A 14202-nucleotide genomic window follows, 5' to 3' on the forward strand; every position below is an offset into this window, starting at 1 on the left:
GTTTTAACTCTGTTAAAATGCTTCTTTTTTATCATGCTTGTTTGTTATGTTCGCGATTATTGCTGCTATTACAGTCATGTTCGGACTGTCTTTAGCTCGTGTGCCAGTGGTATTTGCACTGATTATTGGTGCCGTCACTGGAGGTTTATCTGCTGGTTTGGGGCTGCAAGGAACTTTAGATGCCTTTAATAATGGTTTAGGCGGTGGGGCAAAAATTGCTTTGGCTTATGGTATTTTAGGCGCCTTTGCTTTGGCACTTGCCCGTTCAGGTTTACCCGATTTATTGGCCTATAAACTGATTAAAACCGTTAAAAATGAAGCGGATCACACTACGCAAAAGAAGGTGAAATATGTCATCTTTTTTACCGTGGCTTTAGCTGCAGTATTTTCGCAGAACTTAATTCCCGTGCATATCGCCTTTATCCCAGTTTTGATTCCACCGTTATTAAGTGTCTTTAACCATCTCAAACTTGACCGACGTGCTGTGGCATGTTTGCTGACCTTTGGTCTAGTCGCAACCTATATGTGTTTGCCAGTTGGCTTTGGTGCGATTTTCTTAAATGATATTTTGGCACATAACATCAATACCTTTGGTAAGCCTTATGGTTTTGCCATTAGCAATGAGCAGATTCCACATGCCATGATTATTCCAGTATCGGGCATGTTTTTAGGTTTATTGGTGGCCTTGTTTTTTAGCTATCGTAAACCGCGTATCTATGAAGATTTAGAAGTCGGAAATACCATTCATCGAATTTCAGCTGATGTTAATCAAAGCCAAGATGGAAAACCGAAAATTGCCCAATTTACTTTATGGATGGCAGCTTTTGCGGTGATCGCGACATTAGCGGTGCAACTCTATTCCGATTCGATGATTTTAGCGGGTTTGGTTGGGGTTGCTATTTTAAGCTGCGCAGGCATTTTCAAGTGGAAAGAAGCCGATGATGTGATCATTAGTGGTATGCGGATGATGGCATTAATTGGCTTTATTATGATTGCAGCGCAAGGTTTTGCTGCTGTCATTGAAGCCACCAATCAGGTCCCAGCCTTGGTTACAGCATCGGTAGAATGGATCGGAAATAGTAAAGCTTTGGCGGCATTTTTAATGCTTGTAATTGGTTTATTAATTACCTTAGGTATTGGTTCTTCTTTTTCTACGGTGCCGATTCTCGCGATTATTTATGTTCCCCTGTGTATTCAATTTGGCTTTAGCCCTGCAGCAACGATTGCCATTATTGGGACTGCAGCAGCATTAGGTGATGCGGGTTCACCGGCCTCAGATTCCACTTTAGGACCAACCTCGGGCTTGAATATGGATGGTCAGCATGATCATATGCGGGATAGTGTGGTGCCAACATTTATCCACTTTAATATTCCATTACTGGTCTTTGGCTGGATTGCTGCGATGGTTTTATAATAAAAATCCCGAGTATTTTAATCTATTATTTATGTAGATTAATTATAGATATATTTAAAATATATTTTAATATTTAAACCTGAGTGCTGCACTCTGAATATAATAAAAAATTGATTAATGGGGTTGGTATTTAAAACCAACCTTATTAGTCTATTTAAAATAAATGTTTATAATAATCATGTATTTAAAAATAAATCGTATTTATATTAATTAATAAGTGTTGCATATTAATAACAGTCTTGTTTAATATTAATTAAGTGTTAAGATTTTTATTATAGAGGTTGCTTTAATATGTTAAAACAAGTTGCTCTTATTGCTTTAATGGGGATTTCTGCATCTGCAATGGCAGGTGGTTGGCAAGCAAAAGTAGGGGCTTCTGTACTATCGCCAACTGGTGATTATACTTTAGCTCCAGGTGCGGTAGTTGAAGCAGATCACGAGTTTGGTTTTACGCCTTCTATTGAATATTTCTTTGGTAACTCTCCTATTTCGGCTGAATTGTTATTAGCAACACCGTTTAATCACGATGTGCTTCTTAACGGTGATAAAGTTGCTAAGTTGAAGCATTTACCGCCAACAATTACTGCAAAATACAACTTCAAGAATTCTACTCGCTTCACCCCTTATATTGGTGTTGGTGGTACTGCATTTATTGCTTGGGATGAAGAAGGCGTAGTAAAAGATGTAAAAACCGATTACGGTTTTGCAGGTCAAGTTGGTTTTAATTACCAACCAGCCGATGCGAAAAACTGGGGCGTATATTTTGATGTCCGTTATGCTGATTTAAGTCCTGAAGTTACGTTAGATGAAGCGACGGCTGCAGCAGTGGGTAAAGAGAAATTTGATTTAGATATTGATCCAGTGGTTTACACCATCGGTTATAGCTATAAATTCTAAGCAATAAAAATAAGAATAATAATAACAGCGCTAAAACCTCATCATTTGATGGGGTTTTTTTCTGTCTAATTTTTTGTGGCTAAGACAACAATCATTCACTAAGCACACGCAAAACATTACATTTTAAGCTTATGATTTTGTTTAAATTGAATGGTAAAAATAAAGTTTAGAACGCCTATGTTAATTTTAAGAATAATTTTACTTGTTGTTGGGTTAACCCCTTTAAGTTCATTTGCAGCCAGTTTTGACTGTTCGCGTGCGGAAACATTGACTGAACATCAGATTTGTACTCAGCCTAGTCTTAATGATGCCGATGTTAAAATGGCAACGACCTATCACATTTTAAAACGTTTGGTGCCGATGGGGACACGCTCAATGATTCAGGATGAACAGGTGAAATGGTTACGTTTACGCAATCAGTGTCGCGACAATTCACGCTGTTTAAGTGATGTGTATGCCATGCGCCAACAACGGCTAGATTTATATTTGCAGCAGATATATCAACGTGGACCATATTAAACACATAATTGTTGAAAAAAACATCGATCGGTATTGAAAAATCATCCTTGCACTCCAATTCATAAAGCATCTGATAAAAACACTGTGTGAATGAATTCGAGGAACACTGTATGAGCGAACACAATACACAAAAACATAGCTTTCAGGCTGAAGTGGCACAATTACTACATTTGGTCACACATTCACTTTATTCAAATCCAGAAATCTTTTTGCGTGAATTAATTTCAAATGCATCGGATGCCTGCGATAAATTACGTTTTGAAGGAATTAATCATCCCGAGTTTTACGAAAATGATCCAAATTTACATGTACGCGTGATTTTGGATAAAGAAAACAAAACCCTGACCATTTCCGATAACGGGATTGGTCTGACCCAACAAGAAGCGATTGATAATCTTGGGACGATTGCCAAGTCGGGGACCAAAGACTTTATGTCGAAATTGACGGGTGATCAAAAAGCCGATGCACAATTGATTGGTCAATTTGGGGTCGGTTTCTATTCTGGTTTTATTGTTGCAGACAAGATTACAGTGGAATCCCGTCACGCGGGTACAGCTGAAAATGAAGCGGTACGTTGGATCAGTGCCGGTACAGGTGACTTTGAGGTTGAGCAAATTACCAAGGCGACTCGTGGTACCGATATTATCTTGCACTTGCGTGAAGATGCTTTGGACTATTTAGAAAGCTACAAAGTTAAGCAAATCATCAATAAATACTCAGACCATATTAGCCTGCCAATTGAAATGCAGAAAGAAGTTTGGCAGGAAGAAGAAGTTGCCGAAGGTGAAACCCCGAAAGGTGGCCAGATGGTCAAAACCGATGAGTGGGAAGCGATTAACTCTGCCAGTGCTTTATGGACACGCAGTAAAAATGACGTGACCGAAGAACAATATATCGAGTTTTACAAAAACTTAAGCCATGATTTTGATGCGCCATTGGCATGGTCTCACAATCGCGTTGAAGGCAGTACCGAATATACCCAACTGCTATACATCCCGAGCAAAGCGCCGCATGATATTTTTACACGTGAAGCCAAAGCTGGTATTAAGCTGTATGTGAAGCGTGTCTTTATTATGGATGATGCGGATCATCTCATTCCGAACTATCTGCGCTTTGTGCAAGGTGTGATAGACAGCGCAGACTTGCCATTGAACGTCAGTCGTGAACTGTTACAAGAAAGCCGCGATGTGCGCACTATTCGTGAAGGTAATGCACGTCGTATTTTGACATTACTGGATAGTTTGGCGAAATCGGAAGATGAGAAAGACCAAGAGAAGTTCAAAACTTTCTACACGGAATTTGGTTCGGTCTTAAAAGAAGGCTTGGGTGAAGATTTTGGTAACCGTGAGCGTATCTTGAAGTTGTTGCGTTATGCAACTTCGAGCAATGACGAGATTAATACTTCTTTAGCCGACTACAAGGCACGCATGAAAGAAGGGCAGAAAGCCATTTATTATGTGACTGCGGAAAGTCTGAATGCCGCGAAAAACTCACCGCAATTGGAGCTGTTCAAGAAAAAAGGCATTGAAGTCTTGTTAATGGCGGACCGCGTGGATGAATGGGCGATGAACTTCGTCCAAGAGTTTGAGGGGACACCATTACAGAACGTTTCTAAAGGTGCGGTTGATCTGGGCGATTTGCAAGATGCCGAAGAAAAGAAAGCACTTGAAGCCGCAGCTGAACAGTTTAAGCCTGTGGTGGATAAGTTGTCTGATACATTGAAGGGTAAAACCAAAGAAGTACGTGTGACGACACGTTTAGTGGATTCTCCGGCATGTTTAGTGACTGGCGAAGGTGAACTTTCACCACAATTGATCCGGATGTTAAAGCAAGCGGGTCAAGCGGTGCCTGAAAGCAAACCAATTCTGGAAATTAACCCTGAACATCCATTGGTGAAAAAACTGGATGGTACATCGCATTTTGAAGATCTGGCCAATGTGATTTTTGATCAGGCGGTGATTGCGGAAGGCGGATTACCTGAAAATCCGGCTGAATATGTGAAACGCATTAATCAGTTGTTATTAAACTAAGCGAACACTAGATGCAAAAAAGGCAACCGAGATAATCGGTTGCCTTTTTTATTGCGTGCTGATGTGGATAACACCCCACTTATCCACAGGTCTTTTTAGAACAGTGCCTCAAGACGCAATAAAGTGCTTAAATAATGACTGTGGTCGGCACGCTGGTCGTTAAAATAGTTAATATCGGTTTGTACATAGAACCATTCACGCCATAACGGTTGACGCCAAGAAACAAAGGGTCCCCAACTGTTCAGACGCAGGTCGGAATCATCTAAGTATCCGCCTGTATACAGACCATAGTTAAAACGATTACCCTGAAAAAACTGGTGTTGGCGGAACATATAGTTGTCCCAGTTTAAGTCGTCTTTTTGCTCATCGGCATAAGTTAGGCTGAATTGATCACTAATAAATGCCTCATCTGGACGAGCATGAGTCAGTTCCAAGTTGGTTCTTAAATAATTTTCACTGTCTAATCCATAGCGATAGATTTGTTCCGCATGAAAGAAGAAGTCATTATCCAAGGTCCAGTCTTTTTGTGCTTTTAAGCGCAAATAAATATCATCGCCAGAACGCAAACCCACATCAAAGTCAGTATCAAAAGGGAGTCGCTTGGTGATATCTGACCAACGTAATGCAAAGGAGCTATTGGCATCGCGGTTCTGGCGACGGTCATAAGCTTTGTCATTATCAGGACTTGGAGGATTCTCATTGGTAATCGCGACATTATTGGATAATTCGTTATCTAATGAGTCATCACCAAAGACCAAGCTGAGTTTTTTCTCTAAATTTGGCAAACTGATTTTTCCGCGAATACGGGGCTTAACATCGTATTCATCGTATTTATTCCAGCGGTTATCAATCAGTACCCTTAAGGTCGCAGAGGCTGGGGTATCGGTTTCCTGGTCTCCAAACCAGCCATCAATATTTTGCGAAGTATCATCTGCCCAATTGCGAATCTGCTTTTGCTTACGGTCAAGCCAGGTCTGATTTTCGGTCAGGGTCGTAGAGGGGACCACTTGCTCATCTGACTGTTCGGGAAGCATGGTTGGCGTGGCATCAATCCAACGCGGGATGGTATAAAGTACACCATCCTCTTGCTCGGGTGCTTGTTCAATCAAATAGGGTGGCGCGGTAGAGGATAATTCTGAAGTTTCGGTCGTATTTGCCCAGCCTGAGGTCTGGCCTATCCCCAAGGCAACCATCAACATAAGTGGCTGGGTAAAAGTTCTTCTCATTGTAGGCATTATCAAGATCTTTTATTCTAAATTTACCTCTCCAGTTTGGTAAATTTTAGGGATGAAAATCAAGCTTTTGCTACAAAATAAAATAAATTAACTGTCAATATAAATTTGGAGTGCCTCATGCAGTTTTGTGGCTGAAATTGGCTGGGGCAATGTCTGAACCACCCGTTGGATCAGCTGCCATGAAATCCCCTGATTACGATCCAGCAGGATATAAGGGTAGGCGGTTTCTTGGCGCGATAACTGCAAGCGTTGCTGACCATGAATGACCCGAATTTTTTGTCGTTCTTTTAGCAGAATAAGTGGCGTGGTATAGCTGGCAGAGGTTTCTTCAAACGCAATTAATTTATGCTTTTGCAAACAGTTGGCTGGAATAAAGGGAAGCGCTTGTTCCGTATTCCATACCAATTGTGCCTGTTCGCTATATAACTCAAATAACTGGGTCGTATTCTTACAGCATTTTAAGGCATGATCCGTTTCCAGCAATTTTAACGCGGTGACTTGATAGGCATAATGCTGGCTGACAATATTGGCAAAACGAATAGCCTGCAGTTGATCTTCAGCGCCTAAGATTGCCAAATATTTCATAAACTGCCCTTGGGCATTGATTTGCTCGGCCAAATAGACGGGTTGATTCGCCAATTGTTCTAATCGAGAAGCTGGAACAATCATGTCCAAACTGGTAAACAGCTCAGGTACATTTTCTAGGCTGAGGCTACATAGCGCATATTCTTGTGCTTGCGGGAACTCGAGGGCTTTTAAGCCACATTTCCAGCTTCCTAATTCAAGCATTTGCGGCAGAATTTGAGCTGTTTCGGTTGGTGTAAACAGGGCGCGAATGTTGGCAGGTGTGACGGCAACTTTCTTGCTTGGTTCCGATGTTGGCTGCAAGTTTGACTCTACATCGCTGAATGTGTCATTGAAGCTTGGTTTCGGTTCTGCCGTATGATGGGCTGTAGCGTGTTGCTGAAGAGATAATGGTTCAAAATGAATGGCACTGGTTGACATGGTCGAATCGGCTACGCGGGCAGAAGAAAAAGATGGTTGAGGTTGTGTACGCGTTGCCGTCGCACGGAGTTTCTTACTTGCTTTAAACCCTTTAGGGGCTTCAAGGGCTTCTAAATGCAATTCAGCATCGGTTTTAAGCCCATGATACAGTTCTTGTTGTTCTTGCATCCAAGCATAATTATGCTCCAGCCCCTCCCAATCACTGAGAAGTGCAGTACGATGCGGAGCAGGGATATACCAAAATTGGAAGCCTAAGTCGGCTTGATATAAAATTCCCCAACCCATTTCAGGGCTTTGTTCTAGGGCATGCTCTAAGGCTTGCTCTGAACGAAATACACCCCGAAAACTTTGTACATATAAAGATTGCTGTGCAAACTCCTGCGCGGTGCGCTCAGGCTGCATCAGGCTTTTAAAATTGAGAATTTGTTTTCTAAAGATGGGCTCATCACAATACAAGAATATTTCTTTCAGACGACTTTTAGATTTGGCGATTTCATAAAAGGACAAAGATCGTTGATCTAAGCCATGAATCAGACCTTGTATTTCCTTGGCCAATTGGGCTTTTTCTAAAACATTCATATGACGTCTTTAAAGATGCTGTTGAGCCTGTTCTAAATAACTGGCCAAGACAATATTGGTCGCGAGTTCCAGTAATTTATATTCCGTAGAGGTATGTTGCGGATACTGTTCTGCCATCGCAATCAATTCATCTAAATTGATGGCTTGCGGTAGAACCTTACCTTGAATCAGCGCCTGAATATCTTGCATATGCATGAATTTAAACTCTTCATTCAACGACCTAGATGATTCGATTATATGGATTTATTGGAAAAAAGCATGAAAATTTTTGTCATGTTTGACGCATTTTTATTGGAATATGACATTTATTTAAAATTTTTAATGAAAAATAATTATTACGGTCGTTTTAAGCTGCTGACAGGGATGGATACATGGGCCTTGTCGGGACGTATTGCAGAGTCTATTCGAGCGAGCGAGGATGCTTTTTAGATAAAAAAAACAGCCCGAGAAAGGGCTGTTTTTTTATGCCGTCTAAACACTTAAGCCGCATTTTTCGGTGTTGCAGTTTGGTCTTGAGCCACGTGTTCAGTGCTTGCTGGTTGAGCCGTTTGGGTTTGCACTTGATCTGGTTCAGGGAAGTTCGGAATAAACACCACTTGTGCTGAAACTTCAGCAGAAAAAGCAACCACAGCAACAGCCAAAATAGATTTCATGATCTTCATAAAAATCACCTTGATTACAGAGAGAATATCCAAAACGGATAGGAACAAATAAATACAGGTGAATAGTATCAAAAAATAAGCAGATTTGGAGGGTGATGTGGCCCAGAAAAAATGACTGTTAAGTTATTTTATTGTTATAAATCAATATTATAGAGTTTTTGCTCTAAGATTGCCTTGGCGGTTAAGACAATCTGAGCTGGATGGAAAAAATGATGAAAAATAAACAGTTTAACGGCACTGTGCCTGTCTTTTTTGATAGATTTTTGCCGAAATTAGACCAATAATGGCTCCTGAAAATGGGCTAATTTTGGGTAAAAAACGTCCTGCGATTGCGCCTAAAATTACCCCCTGAATTGCGGGTTTGAATCGTGAGTGTTGTAAGGAAGATTGGGTGGGTGTTGCAGCGTGTTCGGACGAATTTGATGCATTAAGGTTATGTATTGCTTGCATGTTCATATTGACCTCATCAGTTGGGTATTCAAATGAGGTTTTAGCCTAGCCCAACGCGATGTAAATCCTGTTAGTTTCATGTGTAGCAAGCATATTACTTTTAGGCAGAAACTGTTTTTACTGATGGAGTCATGGTGTATTCGGTATGCATTTGGTCAGCACTCTGGAGTGAATGGCTTCATCTACGGATTAAAAATACCGAGCAATAAAAAACCTCCTCACACATAGGTCAGGAGGTTAATCAGCACATCTTTTAAAGCTTTACAATGCGCTTATGCTTTAGGGTCTTGTTGCGGTACATCACAAGAACCTTCGTCATTGCACTGGTCCGCTTCAGCCGTATCCGTCGGTTCGAGTGCTTTGTCGAGTACTTGTAAGAACACTTCGCGCGGTTGGGCGCCGGCTAAGGCAATCCGTTGGTCAAACACAAAGAAAGGTACGCCGGTCACTTTGAGTTGATCACGTGCCACTTCCTGATCGAATTTAACAAAGTCTGCATATTCGTCTGAATTTAAGACATCATCGACTTCGACTGGGTTGAGTCCAATACGTGCTGCCACATCTTCAAGGGTTTCACGTTCACCGATTGCTAAACCTTGGGTCATATAGCTATAAAAGAAGGCTTCTTTGGCTTCTGAGCCCAGACCTTTGCTTTGCGCCAAATGGATAATACGATGGGCATTAAAGGTATTGCCAGAATTGGCATTTTCCCAGTTAAATTCAATGCCTTCTTCAGCAGCCATTGCCGCAATATTGCGTTGCAGTTCTTCCACTTCTTCTAAAGTGCGGCCATATTTTTGCGCTAAACGCTCTGAGTTGGAAATTTCTTGGCGGGGCGGGGCTTCTGGGTCGAGTTCAAAACTGTGCCAATGCACTTCAAGCTCAACACCAGCCTGTTTTGCCGCAGCTTCTAAACGTTTTTTTCCGATATAGCAAAATGGACACACTACATCTGACCAGATATCAACACGCATGAAAATTCTCAAAATAAAAAAGCAATTAAGCCAATGTTGGGGTTAGGTTTTGCAATTTAAAGTCATTCCATACAAAAAAGCCAACCTGACTGAGTTCAATTGTGGGCTCGATTGCATCGAGATTAAACTGTTTATCTGACCATAACACGGCATGACAATGAAAAAACTACAAGAGCTGAAGCTGCTGCCGATGTGCCCACCATTTGATCACATGGCTGACAGGGATAGCGTCTCTTGTTGTGGTTGCCTTCATTATTTCCGTGATTTCAGACCATCTGCAAGCCCATGGTGAAGTGGTCCGTTTGCCCACCTTTAAAATGATGGCCGAGTCGGAATGACGTGAAGTAACAGGTGTCATTCCTTCTCAATTCGATGAAAATATTCGCAGAGTACTTCAGCATCGTATTATTCAGTTATAAGGTGATGCTCAGTCTTTTGTGGTCGATCCGACTCTTGTGCATCATTTAGATAGATTGCCGGTTGCGGCCAGACCTGATTTGGAGAGTTTGCCACCGCTATTACGCGAGCATGTACTGAATATTGCCACAGGTTTGCAGTCCGCAGACCCGACCCAAGGTTTGTATATTATGCTGCAACCGTTTGGTATGGATCGGAATATTAAAAATGTGCAGATTGTGTGTGAGCAAATTACCATAGGACAAATGGATTACAATTTTGTGCCCACGATTCCAGTCCATCCCCTGCAACGACCTCAAGTCGCAACTGTAAAATAGCGTGTCATAAGTGGCTGCATTGATCTGCACTAAGCTGATGTTGTGAGAAGATTTTTGCTTAAATTTTCACCATGTGGTGATATTTGCTATGATAGAAGCAAAGCGGTGTCGGAGCAAATTATGCCACGTATCTTTCTGATTTTAGGTTTAGCGACTGCTGCTGTATTTGGTGGATTATTTTATCAATACCATGCCCAACAACAAGAAGAAGTACAACTGCAACAATATCAACAAGTGTTATATGAAAAAACCGACTTGATTTATGCACAGGCCAAAGACTGGGACAAACCGATTGAGGTGGATGTTACCGATGCCCGCTTGCAGGGCGATTATCAGGTTATGGCCAACTTTGTTTTGAGCCAGATGATTCAAAGTGCCGAAGCGCGCAATGCCTATTTACGCGAATTAAAAGCCATTCACTGGGATGAGTTTTTAAATATTGAGCGTTTAAGCAAAGATAAAAAGCAGGATTATCAAGAAACTGATTTAATGCTACAGCAAGCGCATGCCTTGGCGACCGAGTATCAAGTCACCATTGAGCAAGCACAACAAAATGCGCTGGAACAAGCCAAACAACTGCCGATTCAAGCGCGTTATCGCAATCAGCTGGCAGAGAATTTACGCGAAAGCAAAAAGCAAAATGAAGCACTCGCGCTGTTTGAAATCGAAAAACAGATTCTGGAAAAAGCAGACCAGATTTTTCTGGTGTTGAAAAATAACCGCTGGCAGAACAAAAACAACACCTTTATGTTTTATGAAGATGCGCCGTTGAAACAGTTTAATGCCTTGTACCAACAAGTCTTAGACCTGAATGCACAGCTGCAAAAAATACAGCAACAAAATCAGCAAGCGCTTGAACAGAAGCATGACTAAACATAATCGCGCTTTGTCATCCAGCTTTCAAATAACTGCGTTAAGTTAGTGCTGTTGAACATTCCGACGCATCAGATTTAAAGCAGGTACAGCAATGAAAACCATTCAGGTCTTTGATGATATTCAACAGGTGTATGCCGAGTTTTTAGAAAATAAAGCCTACCCAAAACTAGAAAGTTTAAGTAACTGGGGTAAAAATCGTTATTTTTTTAGCCAGTATTTCCGCTTAATCGAAGATTGGCATCATACCGAACAAATCGTGATTGAATTTAACCGTCAGTATTTCAGCCTAGATACGGGCAATGCCCCCGATTTTATGGACAAGGAAAAATACATGGCTTGGTTGATGGAAGAGTTATTGGCTTAAAGCTAGCCAAAACATTGCAGTCCAAGCAGATTGGCATGGACTGCTGGATGCTGCATCAATCAAAAATTTTCTCAGCTGCCTGAAAAGGTAGGCTGACCACATCAATCGCAACCGCAAAAGGCAGCAGCACCAGCTTTTCAAATGGATTCAAGCTAGATTTCGACTGGTAGCTTTGTTCTTGATAGGTATAAATACTGACCTGATACGGCTTACTTAACGGTTTTAGCGTATTGAGATTATTTGCCGCAGGGTAGACCACACCTGCCAAAGCCACGTCGAAACAGAATCGCTGCGCTTGCATGCGTTCATCGCTAGAGGTCGAACACTCTTTTGCACCATTTTCGATAAAGAATTCGAGGTCTTTTTTACTAATGTCTTCTTTGAGTTTGATATAAGACAGCGGCAGTGTACCAGTGAAATGACCATCATTTTTTTCTGAATAAAAATCGAGTGCTTTGGTCATTTGAATATTTTTCGGCTCAAGTTTACTAATCAGTGTGACAAACTGTGCTCCGCCTTGGGTCAAGATATAGCTATTTTTTTGCCCTGCGATGACCAAGCTATTGGCAGGTAGAGTCGTGAGTGCTTGGGCGGGCTTGCCAAAAGCCACCACTTGGTCTTCGACTAAGGTGACTTTGTTGGAACGGGTATAGGTTTTAGTATCTTTGGTAATGAGGGTTTTAGTGGCACAGCCTGTGAAAAGTGTAGCCATTACGCCTACACCAATGAGGGTTTTTACTGGTGATGAAAACATTCGTCACTCCGAATTATGAAGAATTTATAAAGCAGATTTTTATTGTGGTTAAGCCTACCATTAAAAGATTCAAATGGATGTAAAAGCTTTTTATCTCTTATTTTTTGTATAGCGATGGATTCACATTAGATTTTTTTTCTTTTTAGTGTCAATTTAGGTCATGTAATTTGTATATAGATCTGATTTAAAAAATTAAAGATTAAATGTTACGGGATTAAAATACTACTTTGTTTTACATTCGATACAGTCATATAGTTCCATATTAATTTGTTCATGTTTATCCAGATGGCTTTGGATTTTTGACCAATGGGGTTGGATTTGTCTTTTTATGGCTGGCTCATTCATGATACGTGATGCTTTTAGTGCATAACTAATATAGTTTCTCGAGCCGATAAATGAGAAGCGTCTATAGATATGTTTCTTATGTATTGGAAGTGGAGATTCTCCACGTCTGATTCGTGCAATATTGATTCTTCTAAGTTTCTTATTAGTCATTTTGACAGCTTTCATGACTTTATGTGAATATTTAGCTAACCCACTATCTCGTAATAAAATTTTATTACCATCATAAGTAAAACCAAGGTATTGGAGAGGCTCTCTACTCATATGGGATTTGTTATATACATGTAAGCCATCTTGAAAATAAACTCGCCTTGTTTTATCGGGGTGAATTTGGACTTTCAATAGTTTTATTCTTTTTTCTGTCTCTAGAGCAATTTTCATTCCTAGATCAGAATCACAGATTATTAGAATGTCATCACAATATCTGTAATATGAAGCATTTAATTTTGACAAATAGATTTTTATATTCTTATCAAAATCCAACATGTAGATATTAGATAAAAAAGCACTTATAGATGATCCTTGAGGAATTCCTTTATTCTCATTTTCTTTGATAATTAAATTATTTTTTCTAATCTTATTTCTGAAATCATGGCTTGAACATAGTCTTTTTAAATCTTTATGACTTCGATTTGGTGATAACCCTAAAGATTGATAGATATCTTTCTTACATACATAAGAGAATTTTGTAATAGATTTAAAGACTTGATAGTGATCTTTAGGAAGCTCTTCTAAGTTTAAAACTTTTAGCCATGCTTTTTTTAGAATTTGGTGGTCAAGTTCATCGAAGAAACTTTTAATATCGAAACATAATGCTACGCAGTTTTGTCTTAGCTTTATTTCATCAAAAACTTTCTTTGCAAAATCAATATTATTAGGAGCATGAGGGAGTTTCCTAAAAGCTAAAATACTATCTGTCAAATTTGATGACTCAAGTAATCTCTCGTAATTTGGTGTTAGTAACGCGGCATAGTAAGCATAGATGTGTCCATCAATATGAGCCGAATATTTAATTGGACGAATTTTAGGTTCTTTCTTTTCAATAAGAATTTTCTTTTTGCCATTTACGATCTTAAAACCATTTTTCTTAATTTTTCTTGAGCTTAATTCAAAGTGTATGAAAGGATAAAAGGCATGTTTTTCAATGTTTTTAGGATTTACAACGTATTTATAAACTTGTTCAGGCGAGAGAGGATAATCGAAATGTAAATACTTCTTTTGGCGTTCTTTAAAAAATAGGTGATCAATAATCATTATTAGAAAACTCAAGGAAAGGCTGACGATAATCCTCGTAGTACACGCTCCATTCTAAGAACAGAGTCCCTTGAGCATACCCAAGTACCCACAATTACGTACCCTCTAGAAGA

The 14202-nt window shown here is 40.1% G+C and carries 16 protein-coding genes; 8 read left to right on the forward strand and 8 right to left on the reverse strand.

What is annotated here, in order from left to right; translation table 11 throughout:
- The first annotated feature begins 46 nt into the window (after nucleotides 1-46).
- From ACX17N_RS10325 to htpG, 4 genes are all read left to right on the forward strand, one after another.
- Entirely contained in the window at nucleotides 47-1414 is a 1368-nt protein-coding gene (locus tag ACX17N_RS10325) for a Na+/H+ antiporter family protein (protein WP_458892490.1), read from the forward strand.
- A gap of 291 nt (nucleotides 1415-1705) precedes the next feature.
- A complete protein-coding gene (locus tag ACX17N_RS10330) occupies nucleotides 1706-2311 on the forward strand; it encodes an OmpW/AlkL family protein (protein WP_458892491.1) in 606 nt (201 codons plus the stop codon).
- A gap of 177 nt (nucleotides 2312-2488) precedes the next feature.
- The gene (locus tag ACX17N_RS10335) at nucleotides 2489-2830 is read left to right on the forward strand and encodes a lysozyme inhibitor LprI family protein (protein ID WP_458892492.1); all 342 of its coding nucleotides are present in this window, start codon (nucleotides 2489-2491) and stop codon (nucleotides 2828-2830) included.
- Nucleotides 2831-2940: 110 nt separating this feature from the next.
- Nucleotides 2941-4860 carry a molecular chaperone HtpG gene (gene htpG / locus ACX17N_RS10340; protein WP_458892493.1) on the forward strand — a complete coding sequence of 640 codons (1920 nt, stop codon included), beginning with the start codon at nucleotides 2941-2943 and terminating at the stop codon, nucleotides 4858-4860.
- 95 nt (nucleotides 4861-4955) lie between these two features.
- Here htpG and ACX17N_RS10345 read toward each other — a convergent pair whose 3' ends face one another.
- The 3 genes from ACX17N_RS10345 to ACX17N_RS10355 all read right to left on the reverse strand — a co-directional run bounded on the left by ACX17N_RS10345 (nucleotide 4956) and on the right by ACX17N_RS10355 (nucleotide 7868).
- The gene (locus ACX17N_RS10345) at nucleotides 4956-6086 is read right to left on the reverse strand and encodes a hypothetical protein (protein ID WP_458892682.1); all 1131 of its coding nucleotides are present in this window, start codon (nucleotides 6084-6086) and stop codon (nucleotides 4956-4958) included.
- 96 nt (nucleotides 6087-6182) lie between these two features.
- Nucleotides 6183-7679, reverse strand: coding sequence for a hypothetical protein (locus tag ACX17N_RS10350; protein ID WP_458892494.1), 1497 nt, complete (start codon nucleotides 7677-7679; stop codon nucleotides 6183-6185).
- Nucleotides 7680-7688: 9 nt separating this feature from the next.
- Entirely contained in the window at nucleotides 7689-7868 is a 180-nt protein-coding gene (locus ACX17N_RS10355) for a hypothetical protein (RefSeq protein ID WP_458892683.1), read from the reverse strand.
- A gap of 69 nt (nucleotides 7869-7937) precedes the next feature.
- Between ACX17N_RS10355 and ACX17N_RS10360 the strand changes: the two genes are divergently transcribed.
- Nucleotides 7938-8108 (forward strand): hypothetical protein, encoded by a 171-nt coding sequence (locus tag ACX17N_RS10360; RefSeq protein ID WP_458892495.1) that lies wholly within the window; start codon nucleotides 7938-7940, stop codon nucleotides 8106-8108.
- A gap of 50 nt (nucleotides 8109-8158) precedes the next feature.
- Here the strand turns inward: ACX17N_RS10360 and ACX17N_RS10365 are convergent, their stop codons facing one another.
- From ACX17N_RS10365 to ACX17N_RS10375, 3 genes are all read right to left on the reverse strand, one after another.
- Nucleotides 8159-8341: a hypothetical protein gene (locus ACX17N_RS10365; RefSeq protein ID WP_458892496.1), complete on the reverse strand. Its 183-nt coding sequence runs from the start codon at nucleotides 8339-8341 to the stop codon at nucleotides 8159-8161.
- A gap of 228 nt (nucleotides 8342-8569) precedes the next feature.
- A complete protein-coding gene (locus ACX17N_RS10370; protein ID WP_458892497.1) occupies nucleotides 8570-8797 on the reverse strand; it encodes a DUF456 domain-containing protein in 228 nt (75 codons plus the stop codon).
- Nucleotides 8798-9063: 266 nt separating this feature from the next.
- A complete protein-coding gene (locus tag ACX17N_RS10375) occupies nucleotides 9064-9765 on the reverse strand; it encodes a DsbA family oxidoreductase (protein WP_458892498.1) in 702 nt (233 codons plus the stop codon).
- Nucleotides 9766-10202: 437 nt separating this feature from the next.
- Here ACX17N_RS10375 and ACX17N_RS10380 point away from each other — a divergent pair, with 437 nt between their 5' ends.
- From ACX17N_RS10380 to ACX17N_RS10390, 3 genes are all read left to right on the forward strand, one after another.
- On the forward strand, nucleotides 10203-10499 hold the full coding sequence (locus tag ACX17N_RS10380; RefSeq protein WP_458892499.1) for a hypothetical protein: 297 nt from the start codon (nucleotides 10203-10205) through the stop codon (nucleotides 10497-10499).
- Nucleotides 10500-10619: 120 nt separating this feature from the next.
- Entirely contained in the window at nucleotides 10620-11372 is a 753-nt protein-coding gene (locus ACX17N_RS10385; protein ID WP_458892500.1) for a hypothetical protein, read from the forward strand.
- Between the two features lie 94 nt (nucleotides 11373-11466).
- Nucleotides 11467-11739, forward strand: a complete 273-nt coding sequence (locus ACX17N_RS10390; protein WP_458892501.1) for a hypothetical protein — start codon at nucleotides 11467-11469, stop codon at nucleotides 11737-11739.
- Nucleotides 11740-11794: 55 nt separating this feature from the next.
- On the opposite strand, the gene ACX17N_RS10395 is transcribed toward ACX17N_RS10390, so the two are convergent.
- Together ACX17N_RS10395 and drt2 are read right to left on the reverse strand one after the other, a co-directional pair.
- Nucleotides 11795-12493 carry a YidX family protein gene (locus ACX17N_RS10395; RefSeq protein WP_458892502.1) on the reverse strand — a complete coding sequence of 233 codons (699 nt, stop codon included), beginning with the start codon at nucleotides 12491-12493 and terminating at the stop codon, nucleotides 11795-11797.
- A gap of 222 nt (nucleotides 12494-12715) precedes the next feature.
- A complete protein-coding gene (gene drt2, locus ACX17N_RS10400; protein WP_458892503.1) occupies nucleotides 12716-14089 on the reverse strand; it encodes an antiviral reverse transcriptase Drt2 in 1374 nt (457 codons plus the stop codon).
- Nucleotides 14090-14202: the final 113 nt, after the last annotated feature.

It is taken from the genome of Acinetobacter sp. GXMZU3951 (assembly GCF_054457875.1).